The organism is Cedecea sp. (assembly GCF_036500665.1).
Taxonomy (GTDB): Bacteria; Pseudomonadota; Gammaproteobacteria; order Enterobacterales; family Enterobacteriaceae; genus Cedecea.
Genome location: NZ_DASYBS010000060.1, coordinates 1 through 22,773, shown reverse-complemented (window position 1 = coordinate 22,773; position 22,773 = coordinate 1). Strand labels below are relative to the sequence as shown.

General features: G+C 49.6%; 20 protein-coding genes. 8 read left to right on the top strand and 12 right to left on the bottom strand.

The genetic code is table 11. The annotated features are described in order from the left end of the window. Positions 1-226: 226 nt before the first annotated feature. The 6 genes from yghU to VGM55_RS09695 all read right to left on the bottom strand — a co-directional run bounded on the left by yghU (position 227) and on the right by VGM55_RS09695 (position 6,664). Positions 227-1,072, bottom strand: coding sequence for a glutathione-dependent disulfide-bond oxidoreductase (gene yghU / locus VGM55_RS09720; RefSeq protein ID WP_331635341.1), 846 nt, complete (start codon positions 1,070-1,072; stop codon positions 227-229). Positions 1,073-1,186: 114 nt separating this feature from the next. Beyond that, complete coding sequence (locus VGM55_RS09715; RefSeq protein ID WP_154188501.1) at positions 1,187-1,810, bottom strand: SDR family oxidoreductase; 624 nt, start codon at positions 1,808-1,810, stop codon at positions 1,187-1,189. Continuing rightward, positions 1,807-2,304: a heme utilization cystosolic carrier protein HutX gene (hutX, locus tag VGM55_RS09710; protein WP_331635340.1), complete on the bottom strand. Its 498-nt coding sequence runs from the start codon at positions 2,302-2,304 to the stop codon at positions 1,807-1,809. The genes VGM55_RS09715 and hutX overlap by 4 nt, the downstream gene beginning before the upstream one ends. After that, positions 2,301-3,647 (bottom strand): heme anaerobic degradation radical SAM methyltransferase ChuW/HutW, encoded by a 1,347-nt coding sequence (hutW, locus tag VGM55_RS09705; protein WP_331635339.1) that lies wholly within the window; start codon positions 3,645-3,647, stop codon positions 2,301-2,303. The genes hutX and hutW overlap by 4 nt, the downstream gene beginning before the upstream one ends. Before the next feature lie 30 nt (positions 3,648-3,677). Next, on the bottom strand, positions 3,678-4,520 hold the full coding sequence (locus VGM55_RS09700; RefSeq protein ID WP_154188498.1) for a heme/hemin ABC transporter substrate-binding protein: 843 nt from the start codon (positions 4,518-4,520) through the stop codon (positions 3,678-3,680). Continuing rightward, positions 4,520-6,664, bottom strand: a complete 2,145-nt coding sequence (locus VGM55_RS09695; protein WP_331635338.1) for a TonB-dependent receptor — start codon at positions 6,662-6,664, stop codon at positions 4,520-4,522. Before VGM55_RS09695 ends, VGM55_RS09700 begins: the two co-directional genes overlap by 1 nt. Positions 6,665-7,068: 404 nt before the next feature. On the opposite strand from VGM55_RS09695, the gene VGM55_RS09690 reads away from it, so the two are divergent. Beyond that, positions 7,069-8,748 carry a hypothetical protein gene (locus VGM55_RS09690; RefSeq protein WP_331635337.1) on the top strand — a complete coding sequence of 560 codons (1,680 nt, stop codon included), beginning with the start codon at positions 7,069-7,071 and terminating at the stop codon, positions 8,746-8,748. 30 nt (positions 8,749-8,778) lie between these two features. On the opposite strand, the gene VGM55_RS09685 is transcribed toward VGM55_RS09690, so the two are convergent. After that, a complete protein-coding gene (locus VGM55_RS09685) occupies positions 8,779-8,970 on the bottom strand; it encodes a DUF1330 domain-containing protein (protein ID WP_331635342.1) in 192 nt (63 codons plus the stop codon). Positions 8,971-9,143: 173 nt separating this feature from the next. Between VGM55_RS09685 and asr the strand changes: the two genes are divergently transcribed. After that, entirely contained in the window at positions 9,144-9,572 is a 429-nt protein-coding gene (asr, locus tag VGM55_RS09680; protein WP_154188495.1) for an acid resistance repetitive basic protein Asr, read from the top strand. Between the two features lie 562 nt (positions 9,573-10,134). On the opposite strand, the gene VGM55_RS09675 is transcribed toward asr, so the two are convergent. The 4 genes from VGM55_RS09675 to VGM55_RS09660 all read right to left on the bottom strand — a co-directional run bounded on the left by VGM55_RS09675 (position 10,135) and on the right by VGM55_RS09660 (position 14,223). Then, positions 10,135-10,431 (bottom strand): hypothetical protein, encoded by a 297-nt coding sequence (locus VGM55_RS09675; RefSeq protein WP_154188494.1) that lies wholly within the window; start codon positions 10,429-10,431, stop codon positions 10,135-10,137. A gap of 105 nt (positions 10,432-10,536) precedes the next feature. Then, a complete protein-coding gene (locus tag VGM55_RS09670; protein WP_154188493.1) occupies positions 10,537-11,280 on the bottom strand; it encodes a hypothetical protein in 744 nt (247 codons plus the stop codon). A 1,432-nt stretch (positions 11,281-12,712) separates the two neighbouring features. Beyond that, a complete protein-coding gene (locus VGM55_RS09665; protein ID WP_331635336.1) occupies positions 12,713-13,705 on the bottom strand; it encodes a hypothetical protein in 993 nt (330 codons plus the stop codon). 296 nt (positions 13,706-14,001) lie between these two features. Continuing rightward, positions 14,002-14,223 carry a hypothetical protein gene (locus VGM55_RS09660; RefSeq protein WP_154189058.1) on the bottom strand — a complete coding sequence of 74 codons (222 nt, stop codon included), beginning with the start codon at positions 14,221-14,223 and terminating at the stop codon, positions 14,002-14,004. A 547-nt stretch (positions 14,224-14,770) separates the two neighbouring features. On the opposite strand from VGM55_RS09660, the gene VGM55_RS09655 reads away from it, so the two are divergent. The 6 genes from VGM55_RS09655 (at position 14,771) to VGM55_RS09630 (ending at position 21,902) form a co-directional block, all read left to right on the top strand. Beyond that, a complete protein-coding gene (locus VGM55_RS09655) occupies positions 14,771-15,301 on the top strand; it encodes a Csu type fimbrial protein (RefSeq protein WP_154189057.1) in 531 nt (176 codons plus the stop codon). Between the two features lie 14 nt (positions 15,302-15,315). Beyond that, positions 15,316-16,038, top strand: a complete 723-nt coding sequence (locus tag VGM55_RS09650; RefSeq protein WP_331635335.1) for a molecular chaperone — start codon at positions 15,316-15,318, stop codon at positions 16,036-16,038. A gap of 100 nt (positions 16,039-16,138) precedes the next feature. Beyond that, complete coding sequence (locus VGM55_RS09645; RefSeq protein WP_331635334.1) at positions 16,139-18,373, top strand: fimbria/pilus outer membrane usher protein; 2,235 nt, start codon at positions 16,139-16,141, stop codon at positions 18,371-18,373. Between the two features lie 26 nt (positions 18,374-18,399). After that, positions 18,400-19,368 carry a Csu type fimbrial protein gene (locus VGM55_RS09640; protein WP_154189054.1) on the top strand — a complete coding sequence of 323 codons (969 nt, stop codon included), beginning with the start codon at positions 18,400-18,402 and terminating at the stop codon, positions 19,366-19,368. Between the two features lie 266 nt (positions 19,369-19,634). Further along, on the top strand, positions 19,635-19,934 hold the full coding sequence (locus tag VGM55_RS09635) for a helix-turn-helix domain-containing protein (protein ID WP_154189053.1): 300 nt from the start codon (positions 19,635-19,637) through the stop codon (positions 19,932-19,934). A gap of 630 nt (positions 19,935-20,564) precedes the next feature. Continuing rightward, entirely contained in the window at positions 20,565-21,902 is a 1,338-nt protein-coding gene (locus VGM55_RS09630; protein ID WP_154189052.1) for a hypothetical protein, read from the top strand. A gap of 151 nt (positions 21,903-22,053) precedes the next feature. Here VGM55_RS09630 and VGM55_RS09625 read toward each other — a convergent pair. Further along, the coding region (locus VGM55_RS09625; protein WP_331635333.1) for a hypothetical protein at positions 22,054-22,773 on the bottom strand (720 nt) is incomplete at its 5' end.

Below are 22,773 nucleotides of genomic sequence, written 5' to 3'. Positions count from 1 at the left end.
GGGAACGCATCTCAGCCGACCCAGGACTGGGAGATAAAACGGAGGTTTACCGCTTGCGGCGATTTATTTGGCCGGGAGTCCGGGGTCTCGGGGAAGTGACGGTGACTTCCCCGAGTCGTTCACCGGTTCGGTGGTGACATGTGAACAGGACTGGAAGTGAACGGAACCTTAGCCGAATTTCATGGGCGATATTTGTGGCTAAGATACTTCTTCCAGAGGGTGAGTACTACAACCCTAAATCATCAAAATCTGAAGCATCATGGCGCTCGGCCAGCTGCACATCGCCCCAGGTGCGGTTCACTATGCGGCCGCGTTTAACCGCCGGGCGGTTAGCCACTTCATCGGCCCAGCGGCCAAAGTGCTTATAAGAAGCTACGTCCAGGAACTCGGCGGATTCGTACAGGCCACCTTTTGCCAGCGCACCGTACCAGGTAAAGATCGCAATATCGGCGATGGTGTATTCATCTCCGGCAATAAAGCGATGATTCTCCAGCTGTTTGTCGAGCACGTCCAGCTGGCGCTTGGCTTCCATAGCAAAGCGGTTGATGGCGTACTCAATTTTGACCGGCGCATAGTGGTAGAAGTGACCGAAACCGCCGCCCAGGTATGGCGCAGAACCCTGCAGCCAGAACAGCCAGTTCAGCGCTTCGGTACGGCCGGCGATGTCCTTCGGCAGGAAGCGGCCGAATTTTTCTGCGAGGTAAAGCAGGATGTTGCCGGACTCAAATACGCGCAGCGGCGGCGTGACGGAATGGTCAAACAGCGCCGGGATCTTGGAGTTCGGATTGACTTCTACAAAGCCGCTGGAGAACTGATCGCCTTCACCGATACGAATCAGGTGTGCGTCGTATTCTGCCCCGCTGATGCCCAGCGCCAGCAGCTCTTCCAGCAGAATAGCCACCTTCTGCCCGTTAGGCGTGCCAAGGGAATAAAGCTGCAGCGGATGCTTGCCTACCGGCAGCGTTTTTTCGTGAGTTGGGCCGGAAACCGGGCGGTTGATGCTGGAGAACTGGCCTGCTTCGGTCTTGTTCCAGGTCCAGACTTTTGGTGGCTGGTAGTTGTGTTCGGACATCGCGTTATCTGCCTTCTTCTCAGGTTAGTTATCTAATGAAACTATCTGGAAGTGTAGCAAGAGGGAAGAGCTGGCCGGGCTATACCGCCAGAAAAGCGAAAGCCCGGCACGGCGTTAAGCCGGTTTCAGCCCCGGTTCAACGAGGCCATAAACCTGGCGGTTCAGGCGGGGGGCTTTTGCCCGTTCGGCCACGTGCGCGGCGACGTCGGCACGCATCACCATGCCGTGAATTTCGGGGGCCTGACTCAGAACAGCTTTACCGGTTGGCTCGCCGTGAAGCAGGCCGCCGGGGCGAACGATGGCAAAGTCCAGTTTGCTGGTTTGCAGCCAGCTTTCCGCGAGAGATTTTTCTCGTACGCCCTGGCCGAAACCTGCTTTTGCACGGTCGGACAAGTAAGCCCAGCTTTCTCCGCAGCCCAAAGAGGTGACCAGCACCATACGCGAGATCCCGGCTTTTTCGGCGCAGTCGATAACGGTGCGGTGCGCCGGGTAATCCTGCGCGCCGCCCATTGTCGAAATGACGGTTGCGTCCTGGCCCGCAAGGCGACAGGCTTCTGTGACCGCGTCTGAATCGCAGGCGTCACCGATAATCACCTGAGCGCCAGCCTCGCGGAGTTTTGCTGCGGCCTCTTCGTTACGCACCAGCGCAACAACGGGGCGACTCTCTGCCAGCGCCAGCTTCGCGGTTAGCGCGCCTACGCCTTTACCCCCGGCTCCAAAAATTAACCATGGCGTCATGCAATATTTCCCTTAAGTGTCTCTGCCAGCGCCCGGAAAGCCGCGAGCTGATCTGCCAGTAACTGGCGATGATCGTCGCGCCCGATGAAGATTTTCAGCATCGCACTGCCTGCCTGATTGAAGAACAGAATCGAGGCGGTGTCCATCCCCATGAATTTACGCTCTACCAACGCGATGTGGGTGCAGTTACTTGCTTTAATGTGCCCCGTCATGCCTTTCTTGCCGCGCAGGTTGAAGTAGCCGTGGCGGTGGAAGCCGGAAGGCAGCTCGCCGGAAAATTCAATAATCAGGTCGGCGGTATGTACCAGCGTGGTGACGCTGCCCCATTCGACAACGGTATCCCAGACGGTGTCGAACTGCTCGCCGCTGACCAGGGCAAGAGCAGGAAGCTGAGTCACAACGTTCAGCAGGGTGACATTATATTGTGCGGCGATGGATTCCAGGGTGCCGTCCGGCTTGGTTTTTAAGTAATCGGCGAGGGAAACGGAAGTCATAGGGGAGCTCCTTGTGGTTTTTTGTCCGTTGTTAATGGGGTATTCAGGGTTGAAATCAGCGTCTGCAGGGACTGAAAGATATTGCTGGCCCAGAAGCGCCCTTCGTCGGTCAGGCGCAGACAGGAAGAGCTATCGCGGGTCAGGCCAGATTCGTGCCACTGGGTGAGCAGCGGCTGGAGCAGAGGCGCATCGGCGGTCAATTCATCGAGCGGCACGCGTGCAGTTTCAATCCCGGCCTGCAGCCGATGCCGCCAGCGGTAACCTGGGTCGGTGGTGCGGGCCATCATCATCAGCGGCTTTTTCCCGGCGGCGACGGCGGTGTGCCAGCTTTCCAGATTGCGTTCGACCATCCAGGAATAGCCGTTGACCGAGCCGCCCGCTCCTGAGCCAAAGGCCAGGCAGTCTGCACCTTGTTTTATCAGCAGGTTGTACAGGTTGCGCTCTCGCGTGGTGCGTGCCCAGTGGCTGTTGCTGATGCAGCGCCAGCCCGCGCTGTCCATAAAGTCGCAGCCCTGAAGGTACAGATCCCTGCGTTCTGCGGGAGAAGGAAGGGTGGCGCGTCCGTTTTCCACGGCTTTGCCCAGCGGCGTTTGCGGCAGCAGGTTCAGGGCATAAAGGTCGACGCCGTCAAGGCCGATGTCCCGCGCGATAGCCAGATCTTCTGCCCACACTTTTTGATCCTGGCCCGGTAGGCCAAACAGTAAATCGCACACCACGGCGGCACGATCGCGTTTGCAGAGGTTTTCCATAAAGCGCCGGGCGGTAGGGCCGTCGGACGTACGCGCCATTTTTTTACGGATTTTGCTGTTAAACGACTGAATGCCGATGGAGAAACGGTTTGCGCCCGCGTCGAGGCAGGCGTCGATGCGCTCATCGTCAAAATTCAGCACCCGGCCTTCGATGGTGATTTCACAGTCCGGTGCCAGCGGCAGGCTGCGGCGCAGGGCGGCAATGATCCGCGCCAAATCTCTTGCCGAAAGCGCCGAAGGCGTGCCGCCGCCAAAGTAGATGGCGTGAATGGGCGCAGACTGGTGCAGCGGGCTGTTGGCCTCCAGCTCAATTTCCCTGAGCAGCGCGTTGGTGTAGCGCTCGCAGCGATCTTCTTCGTAGCGATTCTGGTAAAAACCGCAAAAAGTACAGTGCGTTGCACAGAAGGGAATATGCAGATAGACCAGCCTTTTGCCGGGAGGCGTTGGGCTGGCAATCACCTGCTGCCAGGTTTGCTCAAGCTGCTCTTTGGCGACGGGGGCCGCGCCGCGCCACGGCATGGTGGCATGACGATCTTTAAAGGGCTGGCCGCCGGGTAGCGCGAAGTGCGCCTGGAGATCCAGTTCAGGTTTCATGTTCAACATCGCTCATTTTCGAAGTGATTTTTAATCGCTTTGGCCAGAATCAGGCCAAAACTGGTGATGCAGTTGTTCCGCGGCTTCTGCGATACGCGGGCCCATGCCCAGGATCAGCGCCCGATCGATAATGACTATCCGCTTATTTTTCCAGGCCGAGGTGTGGGTGATGCCAGGAATGGCTTTCAGCACGTCAGGATTGCCCTTCGTCATTTGAGTCGTCGCGACAATGACATCCGGATTGGCGGCGATCGTCGCCTCTGTGCTGTAGCTCTGATACTGCCGATGCCGGGCGATGTTGTTTGCTCCCGCCATTTTTAGGATGGCGTCCGCGACGCTGCCTGCGCCGGCAACCTGTGGCACGCTTCCGCCCGCAGAGAGAATAAACATGGCGCTGACGGAGTGAGGTTTGAGGGCGCTGCTTTTGGCAACAGCCTCCAGCCGATGGCGCAGGCTGACAACCAGCTCCTGGCCCTGCTGCTGACGGTCCAGAACGTTAGCAAGTGTTTGAATATTTTCATACATCTGTTCGACCGTAGCGGGTACACGTGGGAGCATCAGCACGTTTACCTTCATTTTTCTGAGCTGTTCAAGGGCGATCTGCGGGCCGGCGTCCTGCCAGGTAATGAATGTTGTGGGACGAAGCGACAAAATGGACTCGCTGCTGAGCTGCATCCAGGGACCGGTGTGGGGCAATTTTTCCGTTTCCGGCGGCCAGGTTGTCGTTTCGTCTACGCCAACGACCTGACTGCCCACTCCAAGGGCATAAACGAGTTCGGTCAGTGAGCCGCCAGCAATAACCAGGCGCTCGCTGGCGCTGGCAGCGGCCGAAACGGCAAGTGCCAATAGAATGGTAAACATGCTTTTCTTCATCAGAATTTCCACCCAAAGCCGATGGCCGTATTGAAGCCCGCTTCCGGAATAGACTCGTGGGCGGTCTGGTAGCGCTTGTTGGTCAGGTTGTTCAGCGCAAAGTTGACCTGGTACTGGTCGTTATCACCAAATTCTGCGTTCACTACCAGGTTCAGGGTGGCCCAGCCGGGGTAGCGTCTTTCGCCGTCGCCGGTGTTTTCTTTGGCGCGAGAAGCGGCGCGGATAAAGGCGTCAGAGGTTAAGTTCATGGCGTTGAGCACCAGCGTATGCCTGATCCCAACGCGGCCGTTAACGGCGGGCTCACCGGTGTCCCAGGTTTTCAACGTGCTGCTCTGGTACTGACGGCGCAGGATATTGCCGCTCAGGTAAGGGGAGATTGCCCAGCCGTTATACTCGGCGCTCAGTTCTATACCGTAGGTTTTTGCCTGGTTGATATTGTCGTAATAGCGGTAGTTGGCACGCGAGCTACTGCTGTTTCCCTGGCAGACGGTTTGTCCTTCGCAGGCCAGTGAAGCGATGTAATCTTTTGCTTCGGAGTAGTAAACCGTACCGTCCACAAACCACAGATTGCCCTTGTAGCGGGCGCCGATTTCGTAGTTATTGGAATGTTCAGGGCTTAGGTTCTGGTTGCCATAAGTCAGGCCACCACCGGCGGAGGTTTGCATAAATTGCTGCACCAGCGTCGGGAAGACATAGCCCTGAGCAAAGGCAGCGCGCATCTCGATATCTTTAAACCCGGAGTAGTTCAGGCTGGTGGCGCCGACAAACTGGCTATCGCTGGTCGACTTCCCGTCTGTGGCGCGGCTGGTTGCCACGCCGCTTTCAATCGTTTGTGAACTGCTGTTGATGAGCTTTGAGGCCAGCCAGTATTGCCGGGCCCCTACGATCCAGGTCCAGTTATCGGCCAGATGCCACGCGTTCTGAGCAAACAGCGAAGTGTTGCTTTGCTCCGATTTATCATGCGACCGGGTGTGGGTTTCGATATCAAAGAATCCGGTTTTCGCCGTCTGGCGCGTGTAGCCGCTGGAGGACTGGTTCACTTTATCGTGCTGATACTGCGCCCCAAGCACAAGATCGTTCCCTGCCGGCAGAGAGAAGTTAGTTTGCAGCGTCACGCCCTGGGTGTACTGCTTATCGTTGGTATGCGTTTGATTTTTTACGCTTAGCGCCTGAATGATGGGGGAGGGAATCGGCTGCGTAGTCGCGACTTCATTTTCAAACCGGCGTTCGACGGTCTGGTTGTAAGCATCGAGGTAGATTTTTTTCAGGTAGTTTCCGTCGACGTCATAGTCGTAAAACAGCCCGATTTTTTCCCGCGTCATTTCCGGGATCCTGACGCTAAAAGCATCGAACTGGTGGGCCGGATCGCTGTACCAGGTTTGCGTGGACAGGCGGTAGCGGTCGAGAGAAAGGCCGATTTTCTGGCGATCGACGTTGTAGCCCAGCCACAGGCCCTGACCATTATTGCGGAAGTGGGTATTATCCAGCCGCCCGTCCGGGGTTTTTCTGTTGCCCTGATCCGAATAGCTACCGTTAATGCGATAGTCGAACTGGCCAATGCTGCCCCAGGCAGCGGCGGATTCCTGCCAGCCAGCAGTGGCCGAGTTCCAGGTGGCTTTTACCCGCCCGCCCAGTGGTTTCTCCCCGCCTTTTTTAGTGATGAAGTTCACCACCCCACCGATGGCCTGTGAGCCATAGAGTACGGAATAGGGGCCTTTAATGACTTCGATGCGCTCCAGGGCTGACTCATCAACCAGCAGGCCAGCGCCGTAATCCTGCCCGGCTCGCTGGTAGGTGACCTGCTGGCCATCAATCAAAATCAGCACGCGTGACGAGGCTTCACCGCGAATGCGTATCTGTTTTCGCCCCGCCAGTGAATTATCCGTGACTTCTACGCCAGGAATGTCACGCAGATCGTCGGCAATCGAGACGCTTGTTGAGTTTTCAAGGGTTTTTCTGTCAACGACCTGAACGGTAACCGGGCTGTTCCAGAGGTTGGTTTCCGTGCGGCTGGCGCTGACGATAATGGTCTCTTCAGGTGCGGTATTTTGCTGGGCAAAAGCTGATCCAGGCACGGAAAAAGCTCCCGCGACAAACAGAGGTACCGCTGAAAAGGTCACGTAGGTTTTACGTTTCCCTGGCATAAATTCATCCTTGCGAACGTTAATGATAGTTATTATCGTTCGCTTTTATATCCAGGAGTGTCACCTATATCCACCGTTTAACCTGTAAACCAGATGCAACTTTGATTTTGGTCAAAGTTGGCTCCGGGTCAGGGAGGACCTGCGTATGAAAATGCTGAGCGGGAGGTTGGCATTCTGTGCCCAACCGCTGGCCTTGTCGGTTTTCTACTGCCAACCTGTTTATTTCATAAACAAACATCAAAAAAGCACAGCATCCCCGGAAAGGCTAACGCCGTTTATTTTTCGTTGTGTTGGCAGTTTGTAATGTCTTGCTGCGGAGAGTCCGCAATCGCGAATATTTTTCCCGATTAGGTTAGTTACTACCAGAAACAATAAGCCAAATTATATAAAGGAGTGATGTTTTTATGTTGCAGCGCAAGGATGGAAAAATACTCCTTTTGTTTATGGGTTTTCTTATTATTTACCTGCTGCCAGGAATATATGGTCATACGCCGTGGAAGCAGGATGAAAACTATACCTTTGGCGTGATCCAGGCCATGCATGAAACAGGAAACTGGCTGGTTCCTGTGAATGCCGGTGAGCCTTTCATGGAAAAACCACCGCTTTATTACTGGGCGGCCACGCTGATGGTGCATTTATTCTCGGGCGTGCTGCCGATGCATGATGCCGCGAGAACGGCAACGTTATTGTTTTCTGTTATTAATTTTTCCTTTTTTATTCTGCTGGCGAGAAGGGTATTTCGCAGTGAAAGCCTGACAGACTACCGTATTTGGCTGGCTTTCGCTGTTTATATTAGCGCACCGGGCATTCTGCGTCACAGCCATGATATGTTCAGCGATACCGCCCTCACAGCCGGTGCAACCGTGGCGCTCTATGGCATTGTGGGGCTTATCCGCCAGGAGAAACTGGCCGCTTCGGCCCTATGGCTTTGCGTGGGAACGGTAGTCACTCTGTTATCGAAAGGCGTGTTTATTCCCGGCGTGCTGTGGATCACGCTATTTTTGAGTGCTCTATTTTTCGCGCAATGCCGGACGAAAGCCTTTTGGTATCCGGTTATTCTTGCGGGCAGCATTGCGCTTGTCTTTATTCTTCCCTGGCCCGTGCTGCTTTATATCAAACACCCTGACCTGTTTATCGCGTGGTTCTGGGAAAATAACGTTGGGCGCTTTCTGGGATTTTCTGTTGCTAAACTGGGGGCGAAAGCTATTCCGACGCGAGTGCCCGAGGCGATTATGCTTTTTGCGCTGCCATCCGGCATACTGGCAACATTATATTTTCTTCGCCATCCTGTTAACTGCCTGAAAAATCAGGATGAGTTTGCGATAACCCTGTTCCCGCTGCTGGGGATTATTATTCTGCAGATGTCGGCAACCAGCCGAGCTTTATATCTGATGCCTTTTGTTGCTCCTATGGCCATATTAGGTTCTCAGCTGCTACCCACAATAAAAGAAAAGACGCTGCGTTATTTCTCATATTTTTCTGCTGTGCTCTGGTCTGCCCTGCTTGTGGTGCTGTGGGGCATTTACCTGCTCAAGCTTAGCGGCGATAAGAGAGGATGGCTGGCTCCCCTGGAGCGCTGGCTGCCAGCGGGCTACGAGATTTACTTTTCCTGGCCGCTGTTTCTGTTTGCCCTGGCTATCACAGCGCTGTGGCTCTGCCGCGCCCGTTTATCTGGTTCGCTCAACCCGGCATTGCGCGCTGCGCTAAGCTGGGGATTGGACGTGACCACTATCTGGAGCGTGGCGTTTACTTTGATGGTCGGCTGGTTTGACTACAGCAAAGGCTACGAAGGGGTCTTTACCGATCTCAAAAGCCACCTTGTCGGGCTGTATCAGGCGAATGACTGCATGGCGTCTTACCGCCTCGGTGAATCTGAGGCGCCGATGCTCTACTACTTTGCCGGCATTCTGCATCGGCCACAAAAAACCTTCAGCAAGCCTGAAAACTGCCGCTGGCTGATTGTGCTCGGCGATAAGCTGCAGCCTGCGCCTGAGGGAATGGCATTTTTCTGGGAAGATAATCGCCCCGGGGAAAAGCGCAATAATCTGATGGTTTACCGGGAGGTTTCGGGGAGTAATGGCTAAAACCTTAGCCTGAGGCTGGGTTCGCAAGACTTAGCCAGGCAGGCTTTCAACAATGGCGATCATCGCTTCTGCGACATCAGCCCTTTCCCGACGGGCTCGCTGATACTCCGGGGAGTGGTAGCAGGCCAGCGCCGGTTCCATATCGGCAAATTCAATCACCACGTGCCGGGTGAAAGCGGCATCGCCTTCTACGACTGCCGCTTTGCCGCCCCGGGCGGCGATGTGTTGCCGAAAACAGGTGATGTGCCGTCATGCCGAAGCGCTTCCTTCGAGGTTGTACATTTCATTACAAGCGGATACCAATCACTCACTGAAGAGTTTATTCCATACGCCTATAGTTCATTTCAACGGCCCCGCAGTGGGGTAAACACGAAAACAAATTCGAGGATGTCGAAATGAAAAAAGTATTAGCTCTGGTTGTTGCCGCTGCTATGGGTCTGTCTTCCGCCGCTTTCGCTGCTGACACTACCGCGACTGCACCAGCTGCTGCTCCGGCAACCACCGCCGCTGCACCTGCTGCTAAAGCTCCAGCTGCAAAAGTAACGCATCATAAGAAACATAAAAAAGCTGTCGCTCAGAAAGCGCAGGCCGCTAAAAAGCACCACAAAAAAGCCGCTAAGCCAGCAACCGAGCAAAAAGCTCAGGCTGCTAAAAAGCACCACAAAAAGGCAGTAAAACCAGCAGCAGCACAGAAGGCTCAGGCCGCTAAAAAGCATCACAAAAAAGCAGTAAAACCTGTTGCTCAGAAAGCGCAGGCTGCTAAGAAACACGTGAAAAAACATCACAAAGCTGCAGCAAAACCAGCCGTTCAGCCAGCAGCATAAGTTAAACGGGGCCGCCCCGTTAGCTTGAAGCGTTAACACAAACACCCGGCTTGCCGGGTGTTTCTTTCTGGAGTGCGGAAAATGTTGCGACGCTACAGTTTCGAATTAATCCTCACCGTGTTGCTCACCTGCGGTCTGATCACGCTGAATTTTTGGCTTCAATAGTTTGCGTCCATCTGAAATTGAATATTCAAATATGAGATACAGGCACCGCCATCGTTCTTAAGCCAGATAGATGGTGAAAGTATTATTTTTTCTTGTTTTTAATATGAGTCTCATTGTCCAGAGATACCGCACTTCTGCTTTCAAAACGGATGATGCAACATAAATAAAAAGCTAAAGGTCATCATTTTCCTGACTGGCGTCGCCGTAAAGCCATGGGAAAAACCCTGATGAGTTTTTCTGCAACGCAAAAGCAACGCAGAAAAAACGCCCATTATCGTCTTTCAGAAGTGCCGCCAACAATATACCCAGTATAGTAATTGCAAAAACGAGTGTCACCACAGATTCCTAACCTTGCCCCTGTATCCTCAGGGGGGCAGTTAATGCGACAGATCCGTTATTACATAAATGGATCAATAATGCTGCAATCACCAGAAGCTTCTTTTTCCATCATGACCATTACCTTGCCAGTGGATGTTGCCACAGGAGGAATTTTATCGGATATTTTCCAGCCATCCTTGAAAGCGTAAAAAATGGCCTTTCCTTGTGCTTTATTCCTTAGATTATCACCACTTAAAAATGTTGAGCTGGAATTTTCAGTATCAATAATCGCCACTCTCTGACATTTTTGTGCATATCCAAGCGATGTATAAATCATGCTTGTCAGAATAACGACTAATTTTATCATTCTTGACATTTTATGAAGCCTTAAAAATGATTGTTTGTAGATTTGTTAATCAGTGACCTAATATGATTATTTTCCCCACATTAGGTCTATTAAGTGTCTGGTCAGCTAATTACTTTAATAACCAACAGCCACAGTTGCCATCCATTTATCTGTGTTTTTACCTGAGAAATTCATGTTACCTTTACATCGCCCATATTCATTCGGGCCTGTAATGGTGGTCGAGAATCCATCAACTCTTGGTTGATGGAAATCCACGCCAGCTTTCTGCAGGTCGGCACAACCAGCCAGGCTTTTATAATATTCAACAAATCCAACATGAGATCCTGCAATTCCTTTTGCGGAAGCCGGTTGCCGCCATGCACCCAGGACAACTTTTTCATCATCACTTGCATTGGTTAAGGACCCATGCCAAACAGAAGTGTCATTGCTGTCCCGATAAACATTCAAATAATAAAGTTTACCTGGTACAAACTTGGTTAACCATACTGAACAGGATGTACCGGCACCACCGTCAGCTCCTGATTTGCATAGGGATGTATTTACTGCCGATGTGCCAGAGCCAAATACTGAGAAGGCCAATGTTGCGCCGCTATATTGAGGTTTGATACCTATATACCCTAGATTCCCATTAATCATATTAAATTGCTGTGCATAATAATAACCGGGCTCAGCAGGTGAGTTATTAATTCGAATAGGAAAGGTGATGGAATCTACTCCATCAACGGGGGCATTTTTGATGCTCCAGCTGACATTAGCCATTCCTCCAGGGGTAATAGCAGCGATACTGGGTAAGGTGTAAGTCAGTAATGATGAAATTAATGCTAATTTCGTTAGTTTCAGAATGATGGGCCTTTTCAATTTAAGTCCTTTTAATTTACTTAATTACATATTTGAACGTTTTGAAACAATATCTGCATGCTTTAGTTATGAACAATAAGAATGGAAGGCTTAGATATTAAGAACTGGACACATTATTATAGAGAAAAAACGCATAAGCCCCAGAAGGTTCTCTGGTAGGGTTGGTTATTTAAATATAGAGAGGGCTGTTATTAGTCGTGCAAATTTGTGCAATATGAACCGGTCAGAGTCTGAAAATGTTATAGTAAATCAGGGGGGGGTAATTTTTCATTAATAGCATCTTGTGTCAAAATGAGTAAACTGTGCCGAATAGAGTGGAGTGTCTCTTTTTTAGATGCAGGATATCAAGTGATGGATGGGTTCACATTGTATAATGAATTTTAAGAAACAATATATTAAAAGCTTTTCACTTTAGTTTTTTGTACGCTATCGGATATTATGTTGATGTGTTGATTATATCTGCGTTGACTGCATCTTAAATTTTCAATTAATGTTGGTTTTATTCGCGATAAGGGTTTTTATGGTATTGCGATTTTCTCTGCTAATATTAATCTTTCTTCTCTCTGGATGTGAGACTCAATGGGTAAACCTGTCTTCTGAAGAGATCTTTTCGACGGCGAAAAATTTTTGTCATAATCAAGCAAAAAACAAATTCCCTATTAAAAATGAGATCGCTCAGCGAACGAAATATTTACCAAGTTATACACATTGCAGTAGAAAAAAACATTGTCACTATCGAGCCGATCGAGTGGAAATAGAAAGTTATGTCATGGATGTAAATGATGACAGCCGGAGACGTGAGTTCCATGAATGTATGGGGCAAAGAGGATGGCAAGAAGAGATTAAATGGGGATTATGACTCGTTAATTTGCCACACTTTCATCAGCGTTGAGATACTTCCATCGCTTCCGGTTTATTCAATAACAATGAATGTGCAGTACGTTTTAATGGCTATTTGAGGTTGTCACGCGAGTTCTGAATTCATGTTAACCGATTCGTTTGGCACTTATGCTTTGCTGCGTGGTACCCGGTAGCACGCACCACCGTGCAACTGTTTTTATCGCTTTGAAGACAGGTCAGCCTCTTTTCCAGCATGAGTTTCACCCCCGGTGAACCGATGATGCTGTGCCAGCTTTTGCCTTCTCGCACCCAACCCGTGTGAGTTAAACAGCCTTCTGTCGCTCACGTGTGACAGACCGACAGCGTCGAGGCTGCCAATGCTGAAACGCTACGTGAAAGCGTTAGGCGAAGAATTAAGCCTCGACGTAACACTTCCGCCGTGGAAAACGTGTTGTAACCCCTATTAGATTTTTTGAGTAAGCCATATTAATTGCGGCATATATCATTTGTTAGCTTAATGTTTAATGGGATATCTGTTGCTGGGAGAATGTCTTCAAACTATTATGGTAGCGATCGTATTTGCCAGGATTGTTTATTCTTCATTCATATTTAAACTTAGCGAGGTTTGTAATTGCATTAGGTGCTGCAGCCGATTATCGGTTTGCGTGATCAATAGATGAAGTTGATTAAAAATACGATTGTTTATTTCATCTAAATAATGTGTAATTTCGTTTTGAGTCACCGTAGTGTCAGGGTGCCGATCGCGCCATGTTCTGATTACATGTCGAGCATTACTGAGAGTCACTCGAGTATTTTCAAGACTTCCGTGTAGTTCTCTTAAACTCGCGATGTGACGGGGTAATTCCTGTACAAGTAAAAAAAGTTGATTATTATCATTAACATTATGTGCAGCGGTGATTTGTGCTACAAATGTCTCCATCCTGAGCTGAATAGCATTGGCGTGCTCCTGTGCTGCATGAATGGTCTGATTCAGACTTTGGATAATCGGTGTCAATCTGGCCCCCGGCTGCAGAGGCATATTCTGAGCATGAGAGGGGCCAGGAATGGGGGACGGGGTGGAGGGGGAATCTGCGCCGCCACAGAGTCCAGCACAGTGCCATTCACCATTCTGGCTTTGATAAACCGTTCCCGCTCGTTGTGGATTATTAAAGTGATCAAGAAAATAGAGGTCATAAAGACCATCCTGGCTTCCTTGTCGAACCCAGGCGTCTTGCCCCTGATAAACTATTCTGCGAAATCCGGGCAATTCTCTGGCCCGCTCCTCGTTTGTAGCTGTGCTGGCTGGCGTGGTAGTAACAGACTGTGTATTGTGTGTGGTTCTTCCCCATGCTCGCCGAAAAAATCCCACCGGATTTATATCTCTGAGTCCTGGAATCAACTCCAGTGGCCCTCCCATTCCCAGGCGAACAGATAACGGGTCTGTTGTTTTTATTCCGTTCAGAGCCCCGCGTTTAACTCTGTGACTTCGTGTCTGCGGCATCTCATTTTCTTTTTTTGACATCATGGTATTTTCCGGGAAGGTTGACGGTGTTAAATAATGATTTATTTGATTCTCAATTTTCATGTTGGAGTGCCTTCATAATATTAGAGTTGTAAGTTATTAACATTATCATTTCATGCATCTACTGAAGATTAATGGCTCAGTTAGTTACCCGTAATTGTATCAATAGAGCATGTTCAGAGAAGGTGTTCATTGAAATTATTGGCTGATACCCTCAGGGGGTATGACAATATTCATTACGAGTAAAAATTTTATATATTTATTTCTCCTGGTAACCTTTATATACTGGATAAATAAGCTCGGAATCTATTACCTGTAATCTTGTTTTGATTTATTTGTGCTATCTGTCGATTTAATCCTTATTTGGTTAATGCAATAATCCCCAACGTCAGCCCGGGCAGGGCTGTGGCCCCGCCAGCAATAGTTCCTGCAGTTTCCCAGTTATCCTGAGTGGTCCCTTTCATACAGGTATTGGTGTGCACCAGTTTTCCCCGATCGTCGTAAACCGGCACACAAGGAGAACCCGTGGCGCACCCTGCCAGAAGAGCAGGCAACAGCACGGGAGCGATCGGTCTATTCATTTTAAAATCCCCTTCAAAAAAAACTGTCTATTCAGTTAGTTTAAATACCGTACCAACGGTTCCCGGATCACATTTGAAGGATGAGAAAACATCAATCTACTTTCATAACGTGGTGTTTTTTAACATGTCATAGCGTCGCTGGTTAACTGTAAGGGCCTACAGTTAGCGCGGTTTTTAGCCGATATTAAACGACCGCCTGAAAGTGATTAAAATTCCTGCTGCTGTCCTCCATTGAAATCATGAAGGCCGTGCTGTGCTTCCTGTTCTGCATTCTTTAAAACCGCCAGTTGTTCGCTTTTTGCCCTTAGCTTTACCACGCGTTGTCATTCTTATTCCGAAAAATCATGCTCATAAGAGGGCAATTTACTTAAGGTTTTCCCCTATCCGTGACCTGTAAATCCGTGCTGTTACAGAAATATCTGAAATTACAAAATGATCAAAAATTGATCTGGTGCAACAATATTCACTGTACTAAGGTATTGCTTGTTGTTCTAAGTGACAGTCATTGTCAAATCTAAAATATGGTAATTAACTTAAGGATAAGGTTATGAAATCAGCCACCGGAGTACGTCTGGTTCTTTCATGTATAGCTTTCGCGATCGCTCCCTCAGCCAGCGCGGTAACATCGACGGGAACCTTTCAGGTACTTATTAATATTGCAAAGGCCTGTTCCGTCACGGCTGGTCCCACTTCTAACATCAATCTTGGTTCTGTGAATTCCAGTGCGACAAATACCACCGGGAACAGCACCATTTCCGTGAACTGCTCTAAAACCACCCCCTATTTTATTGGTCTTGCTCCCTCAACGGCGAATGGCGGAAACACTTCTGGCGCGGGTGCGATGTCGTCGGTGGCGAACTCGGCAACGAATACGGATAAAGTGCCTTACCAGCTGAATCAAACTTCGGCTACCGGCCCCGCCTGGGGGAATACGGCCACTTCAACGACTGTCGGTAACGGCGTGGCTGGCACCGGTTCAGGCCTGGCACAGACCTATACCGTCTATGCAACTGCCCCAGGTGCTAATTACACCCCGGACAGCTATGCCGATACCGTAACGGTCAACGTGAATTACTGAACGCCGGGATGCTGATGAAGCCAAAATTGCCTTTGTGGCGGCATGTGCTGACATGCCTGCTGGCCGCAACCGTGTGTCTGCACGAGGCGACAGCATCCGGATTGCAGGTTTCTCCGGTCACCCTGATTTTGCGGGGTGACCAAAATGCAGATGGCATCTGGTTGAGCAATGAAGGGGAGCGGGAAATTAATGCCCAGGTGCGGGTTTATCGCTGGAGACAGAATAACTTCAGTGACGAACTCTCACCTTCTCATGGGCTGGTTATCAGCCCACCTATGCTGGCGCTCAGGCCTGGTGAACGCCAGCTTATCCGGGTGATACGGACGGGGCCAGTTTCTGCAGGGATAGAAGAGGCTTATCGGTTGTCCATCAATGAACTGCCTCCGACCGTGTTGGAAAAAAATAGATTGCAGTTTGTTCTGCACTATTCGCTTCCTGTATTTGTTCAGCCTGCGGTGACAGCGTCGTTATCGGCAAAATTGCGGTGGAACGTCAGCCATACTGAAGAAGGTATTTTTCTGGATGTGCACAATCAGGGAGACAGCCATGCTCAGTTGTCAGCGGCGACGCTGACAACCTCCCGCGGTGTTCGCAAAGTTATTACTCCGGGGCTGCTGGGATATGTTCTTCCGGCTTCAACGATGCGCTGGGTATTACCCGTCTCTGCCGCTGATTTTGCACGTGGTGGTAAACTTGAAGTCACAATAAATGGCCAAAAAACTGAACAGGCTCTTTGACGGATTCGGTCAGCTGACGAAACTGATTTTGCTCAACGGGTTATTCGTCCCGGAAGTTTATGCAGCAGATCGGCCTCCTGTGAATGCGTCACGAAATGGGATGATAAGTGACACCATGCCGCTAAACGGGGTTGAGTTATACCCCGACGTTACTCTTAACGGCAATCGCGTGGGTTTGGTCCGTTTCGGCTATGCTGACGGGAAGTTTTATGCCAGTGCAGACACTCTGCGGCAGCTGGGTCTTATGCTGGATGTCAGACCATCGGCGTCGGTATGTCTGAGTGATATTCCACAGTTACACATTGACTATGATGCCAGGCAACAGACCCTGAAGCTAACCGCTCCTCTCGGGCTTCTGAGCACAACCACCCTGTTTACCCGGGCGGACGTGAGCAGTCCGGTTGCATCCACTTCGCGAGGTATACTGCTAAATTATGACCTCTTCGCTTCAAAGGAGAGAACCCTAAGTGTCCGTAGCTTTACAGAACTTCGCGCCTTTCAGCCATCCGGGGTATTCAGTTCAACCCAGCTAACGCGTAATGCCGTACAGAAACACGGTGGAAACAATGATAACCGCTTCAGTCGCCTGGATACCCGCTGGCAGTCCTCCTTTCCTGACCGGTTACTGACAGTGACGGCGGGGGACACCTTGACCAGTTCGCTACCCTGGTCGCGCCCCACCCGCATTGCCGGTATTCAGGTCGGTACAAACCTTAGCCTGCAGCCTTATCTCCCCACTACTCCACTGCCTTCTTTTCTCGGTTCAGCAACCCTGCCTTCTGATGTCGAGCTCTATATTAATGGGGTGAAGCATTATAACGGCAGCGTACCTGCGGGAAATTTTGAAATCAGCAGCCTGCCCAATATCAGTGGCGCAGGCAATGCGCAGGTCATGGTCACGGATGCCCTGGGCAGGACGACCGTTCAGAATTTCTCTTTTTATAATGACCAGTTGCTACTGCGTCAGGGACTGACTGAGTGGTCGGCAGAGCTTGGGGTTGTCCGCAGGAATTATGGTTATTCCTCTTTTGACTATGGCAACGTCCCGGTTTTCAGCGGGACCTGGCGGCGGGGAGTGAGTAACAGTTTAACCGCCGGTTCGCATGCTGAGGCAACAGACCGTCTGGCGAATGCTGGCTTCAGTACCGACTGGGTTCCCTCCAGCCGCAGCGGTACTCTGTCAGCCACTCTGGCGATGAGTACGGACTCAGGTCAAAGGGGGGCGCTGTATGGCGCCGGTTATCGCTGGTCCGGTTATAACTTTACCTTCAGCACAATGACCACCCTCACGTCAGGTCGCTATCACGATGTGGCTACCCATTATGGTCAGCCCCCGCCGGCGTTAAGCAGCAACTCGGTAGTGGGGTATGGGACAGAGTCACTGGGTAATTTCAGCCTGAGCTACCTGCAGTTTCGTTATCCGCAGGAAAGAGCGGTTCGCTATGCCGGTGCGAACTGGTTTAAATCAGTGGCACAGAATGTCTATCTTAGCCTCGGCGCCAGTCAGAACGTGGATAACAGTCGGGACAGCAGTCTCTGGCTGATGATGACATTCGCTTTCAGTAACGGGCTGAATGCCGGCAGTTCGCTGCTGCGTATGAACAACCACTCCGGATACATGATAAATGCCAGCCAGTCGCAGCCCCCGGACGGTGGATGGGGCTGGAATATTGCTGCCAGTCGTCACTCATCCCGGCCGGGGGCGCAGGGAGAGGTGGGGTATCAAGGGCGTCACGGCAATATCTACGCAGGTGTTAATAAGATGCCTGATACTCACTATGGTTACGCAGGTGCCAGCGGCTCCCTGGTGTCGATGGCAGGAGGGCTGTTCGCCGCCCGGGAGATCGGTAACGGTTTTGCGGTGGTGTCCACCGATGGTATTGCCGGTGTTCCGGTAAAACTGGAAAACAACCTCGTGGGAACCAGCGACGACCAGGGATTACTGCTGGTCACGCCCCTGAACAGCTATCAGAATAATCTGCTGAGTATTGACCCGATGGACCTGCCCGCCAGCATGCGAATTAACCGAATCAGCGCTGACGCCACTCCCGCAGACCGGTCCGGCGTACTGGTGAAATTTGGCATTACGCCCGTTCGTGCGGCGCAGGTGATGCTGGTTGATACTCATGGCTACGCCATTGCGCAGGGAAGTATAGCCACGCTGGATTCGGGTCAGAATGCGGTCGTGGGTTTTGATGGCATGGTTTATTTTGATGCTCTCGAGTTACATAACCGGCTTAAGGTCACTACGGCAACAGGCGTCTGCACAGTGCAATTTTATTATCCTGCCGGGGGGAAGGATATTCCACAAACGGGTCCACTGACCTGTCGGTAATAACCGGCGTTGCAGGAGGCATCAACATGCAATTAAGCCATCTATTTTTGCTGGCAGGACTAATCCTGTCGCCCGGAGTGAGCCAGGCGCTGAGCTGTTCGGTCAGTAATGTGCAGCCCGTTAATTTTGGCACGGTAAACCCGCTGTCCGCAACGGGAGCCACGGGGGCCATGACCTTCAGCTATGCCTGTACCCGGGCCATCACGGATGTGCTGGCGGGTGTCACGCTGTGCTTTAATATTGGCCCGTCTGCCGTCAGCGGACAAATCAGTCCCCGCCAAATGTCATTTGCCGGTCCTCCCGCCAGCACCCTGAATTACCAGCTGTATCAGGACCCGGGGTATACAACAGTCTGGGGGAGTCAGTATCAGGCGGGGACAACGCCACCCATGGTGCAGATAACCTTCCTGGATTTTCTCCCGGTGACCGGGAGTAAGACCGTTTATGCCCGACTTCCCGGGTCACAAATCACGGCAGCCCCGGGCGGTTACCAGGATAATTATTCTGCCGCGACCGCCAGCGTCACGCTGAATACCGGATTGCTCCTTCCACCGACAACCTGTGGTACCACGGCTGGCCCGACGTTCCCATTTACCGTACTTGCGACGGTGGTGAAGCAATGCAACGTCAGCTTTACGAACAACATTAACCTGGGAACGGTAAATGCCACCCAGACAAATATCAGCGCGAACAATACGATGGGTGTCACCTGCACCAACAGCACCCCCTATACCATTGGTCTGGTGCCTTCGAACGGCAACACGGCAGGAGGTGGAATGATGAAAACCAGCAATACCAATACTGACCAGGTACCCTATCAGCTTCGCTCAGGACCCGGTATGAGTGGCAGTCCGTGGGGAAACACTCCGCTGAACAGCGTTGCGGGAATCGGAGTCGGTAGCACGACGGCCTGGACGGTGTACGTTACGGTTCCCGGAGCTAACTACACTCCGGACAGTTACGCCGACACGGTGACGGTTAATGTGACTTACTGACGTTTCTTGAGCAGTCAGGTCAGTGTTGGCCGTTCTGGCTATGTTTCGTGAGGGGAGCCGCACCTTGCTACCCACTGGGATTTTTATTATCCAAATATGAAAGCGCTAAGGAGAAGATAGGAATGCATCCAGTCAGGGCGTATTTCGCATTCGCCCCCGACGGCAGGTGATAATACTGTGTGCCGGAGACAATAAAGGGGCAGGATGAACATCAAGACAGCTGATGCTGAATACAAAGCACATCTGGCTGACATGAGGGATAAATAATGGCTACTTTTGATAATCTAATGGCAAAGCGAGCTCCTGAAAGCTGGGCAAGAGTTGCTGCGCGTGCAGAAGAAATCCGGAATGAAATAACCTTGTCAGAAATTCGTAAGGAACTGGATATTTCTCAGGTCCAACTTGCCGCCGCGTTGGGGATCCAACAACCAGCGGTAGCGAAAATGGAAAAGGTGGGTAATGATCTGAAATTGTCCACACTGAAACGCTATATAAAAGCGCTTGGTGGAGAGCTTTCGCTTGATGTGACGCTCCCGGACGGTAAACGTATCGCGCTTCATCTGTAATACATACATAGCTTTTGCCTGCACAGTTGTGGCAAATATATTTGGTGTGGGAACAGTCGATTGGTACGACAGGGAGGGTATTCATGGTGGGCGTGCCGTACGCTTGATGACTCGTAGGGGCCGGAAGATAGCACTGCTGTGTTTAGCCAGTAACCAGCCTCAGCCATCGCCATCTGGAAGCGGCGTTTTGCGGGACTGGAAATATATATGAGGGGCATTCTGGTGGGCTGCGGAATTTGGAATAAAGCGTTTTTCTGAGAGTGTTCTGACCGGAGCGAGACCTCATTCTCGATTACATCGAGTCCTACCTCAAAATCGAAATCAGCAACTAATGCTCGCGTCTGCTCACTAATAAGATTGTAGCTCGGCAATTCTGTCGCGACTGCTGATGAAGCAGGGTTGGCTGGCAACGTGGAGAGTCTGGTGTCGATCGTATAGATTTCGCTGACGATGTGAACATATATTGCTGAATGAGCATTAGACGTTCAACGGTCTTTGAAACCGAATCGGCCTAATACCACCGTGGTAATACAGTGTGGAAGTTAATATATAGAACACCCATGCGGATCACAGTGATTGTCTCACAAAAACACAGATAAATTAATTATGTTAAAAACAGGATGTAGATAAATGCGTATTTTAATACAAAACTCAAATCATGCTACCTTTAAAGAGAAAGAAAATGATGATCGGAATAGTTATCCGAGCGATGCTAAGCAAAATAAATCTATTCTTTTGTTGCGGGAGATTTATTTGAAGCGGTCGGGAAATAGAGTAAAAATAAAAGAAGGTCCCGTGCCATGGTATAAATCATTTGCAAAAGAAAAATTCGACTCACATAAAACGTCAGCTACACAAAAACCGATAGAAATGAGTGGGGCGAAAATCCATAAACCCTGGTACAAAGAAATTTTTCCGAAAGAGGGTATCGATTTACCTGATGAGACCCAAAGGACTCAAGTGCTTCATCCGCAAGAATATGTAAATCTTATTACATATCCCAAAGACACAGTTGGAGTGAGCTATTTTAATGGGAAGGGTTTTTTTAATGATCCAGTTTTAGATAATGTTTTTATGGTTGGGTCAGGTTATATGACATGCCTTCAAATTTCCGTGTTGAATAAAGTAAGGTCGACCATAAAAGAGGCCTATCAAAAATCCTTCTCTTTTAGAAAGATGGTGGAAATACGTCATCAATTAATCAACGATATGGGTGGGCCTAAAGCAGCAATAATTACCTTTCTTGTAACCAGTGATAAAAAACAAAATGAAGAAATTAATGATGGAAAATTTCTTCATGCTACAACTTATCTGGAGCCTGGCGTTATAGTATTGAATGGAGACTCCATAGAGCATCCACATGAAAATGGAATTCATGCCTTTTATCAGTTAAATTCAGTTGCTTCCCGGCGAAAAACAATACCCAGTAATGAAATAATATTACACGAAATAGTTCATTCCCTGGCATATACCTCTGACAGTGAAAGAAGTTCATATATAGGTTTTTTAAGGTATGCTCAAGCCACAGGAAAAATGAAAAACGTTGTCTTTCCTGTAGACCATTCCCCTGTTTTTCCCGAAGTTATCAAAAATCCAACCAAAGATGATTTTGCAATAATTCCATCTGGTACAATTGAAGGTTTTTCATATGATATTTATGTCAGTATGCCCCATATTCTTGGGGAGAATGATGGATTGGTTAATACGATAATGAAGGAAATAAACAGGAATTATTTACCTAAGCTTGCTTATGGGCCTTTGCAGATGTTTCATGGAGAGCCTGGTAAAAACAACAAATTGAATGAGAGTGATATGAAAGTCGTTTTGGATTATTTCATTGAATCTGATCTAAAAGATGGTGAATTTAACTATACATTTTCGAATTTTGATATAAATAAGCAGGAGCAAATTAAAATTGATGCGGAGAATTTAAGGAGAGATATTTCCTTCCCTATAGGATATTTGTAGGGTTCTACATTTACTACTTATGTTAAGCTCGCAAGTTTTTGGGGTTCGCTGCACCAATGCCTATTAATGGCACTTGTTGATGTGAAAGGTTTCCATGAAATGTTTGTTTGATGGAATGATTTTATATTCATGCCTAATATTCGATTGTTTATCAGAGTTTCCTGTATGATGAAAAGGAGCCCTGGGGTTGCTTCATGTTTTCTTGTGGGATCCTGTATTCAGTAATACCCTCGTGAGAAAACGACTTCATTCCCGGTAACATATTTCTTCTCATAAACTGATTTTGAGATATATCTACTTCCCCATTAGGCATAATGGTTGCAGTCCCTTTCAACCCACGATATTGCAGGAAACGGCTTTCAACCATATATTGATTTCCGTCAGAACCTTTCATGGGTATTTCAACAGCCGATTCCGTAACGGTAATTCTTGCTTTGTTTGTGTCAGTATTACCTATTAAATGAGTTAGTATTCCATTTTTATCTGGAGCGAATGGTGTGTCGTTAGCTTTTACAATAGTAACGTTTTTGGGAATGTTTATATATTCTTTATTTCCACCTGAATTATCTAAATATTCAAAAGAAAGGTTGTTATCATCTGTTTTTCCTCCCCCTAATCCTTTGGCAATAACAAAATCACCATTGTTATTTATACTGCCGTTTCCACTGTATGGTTTCCACTCACTGTTTTTAAGATAATAAACATTATAACGATTGCTGTTTCCTGGGTCTTTTCGTGCGTATAGCGGGTAACCTTCCGGGTGCATCGTCCCCACCACACGCTGATACCCATTATCAGGGTCCGCAGGTCCCAGTTTCCATGCCCTGTCTGAAGGTTTTGATTCAGTTCTCGCCAGCGGAGGGACTTCCGA

Bases quoted from the DNA above. Each gene is read 5' to 3' on its own strand.
- yghU (WP_331635341.1), bottom strand. From the start codon at position 1,072: ATGTCCGAACACAACTACCAGCCACCAAAAGTCTGGACCTGGAACAAG.
- VGM55_RS09715 (WP_154188501.1), bottom strand. From the start codon at position 1,810: ATGACGCCATGGTTAATTTTTGGAGCCGGGGGTAAAGGCGTAGGCGCG.
- hutX (WP_331635340.1), bottom strand. From the start codon at position 2,304: ATGACTTCCGTTTCCCTCGCCGATTACTTAAAAACCAAGCCGGACGGC.
- hutW (WP_331635339.1), bottom strand. From the start codon at position 3,647: ATGAAACCTGAACTGGATCTCCAGGCGCACTTCGCGCTACCCGGCGGC.
- VGM55_RS09700 (WP_154188498.1), bottom strand. From the start codon at position 4,520: ATGAAGAAAAGCATGTTTACCATTCTATTGGCACTTGCCGTTTCGGCC.
- VGM55_RS09695 (WP_331635338.1), bottom strand. From the start codon at position 6,664: ATGCCAGGGAAACGTAAAACCTACGTGACCTTTTCAGCGGTACCTCTG.
- VGM55_RS09690 (WP_331635337.1), top strand. From the start codon at position 7,069: ATGTTGCAGCGCAAGGATGGAAAAATACTCCTTTTGTTTATGGGTTTT.
- asr (WP_154188495.1), top strand. From the start codon at position 9,144: ATGAAAAAAGTATTAGCTCTGGTTGTTGCCGCTGCTATGGGTCTGTCT.
- VGM55_RS09675 (WP_154188494.1), bottom strand. From the start codon at position 10,431: ATGTCAAGAATGATAAAATTAGTCGTTATTCTGACAAGCATGATTTAT.
- VGM55_RS09665 (WP_331635336.1), bottom strand. From the start codon at position 13,705: ATGAAAATTGAGAATCAAATAAATCATTATTTAACACCGTCAACCTTC.
- VGM55_RS09660 (WP_154189058.1), bottom strand. From the start codon at position 14,223: ATGAATAGACCGATCGCTCCCGTGCTGTTGCCTGCTCTTCTGGCAGGG.
- VGM55_RS09655 (WP_154189057.1), top strand. From the start codon at position 14,771: ATGAAATCAGCCACCGGAGTACGTCTGGTTCTTTCATGTATAGCTTTC.
- VGM55_RS09650 (WP_331635335.1), top strand. From the start codon at position 15,316: ATGAAGCCAAAATTGCCTTTGTGGCGGCATGTGCTGACATGCCTGCTG.
- VGM55_RS09645 (WP_331635334.1), top strand. From the start codon at position 16,139: ATGATAAGTGACACCATGCCGCTAAACGGGGTTGAGTTATACCCCGAC.
- VGM55_RS09640 (WP_154189054.1), top strand. From the start codon at position 18,400: ATGCAATTAAGCCATCTATTTTTGCTGGCAGGACTAATCCTGTCGCCC.
- VGM55_RS09635 (WP_154189053.1), top strand. From the start codon at position 19,635: ATGGCTACTTTTGATAATCTAATGGCAAAGCGAGCTCCTGAAAGCTGG.
- VGM55_RS09630 (WP_154189052.1), top strand. From the start codon at position 20,565: ATGCGTATTTTAATACAAAACTCAAATCATGCTACCTTTAAAGAGAAA.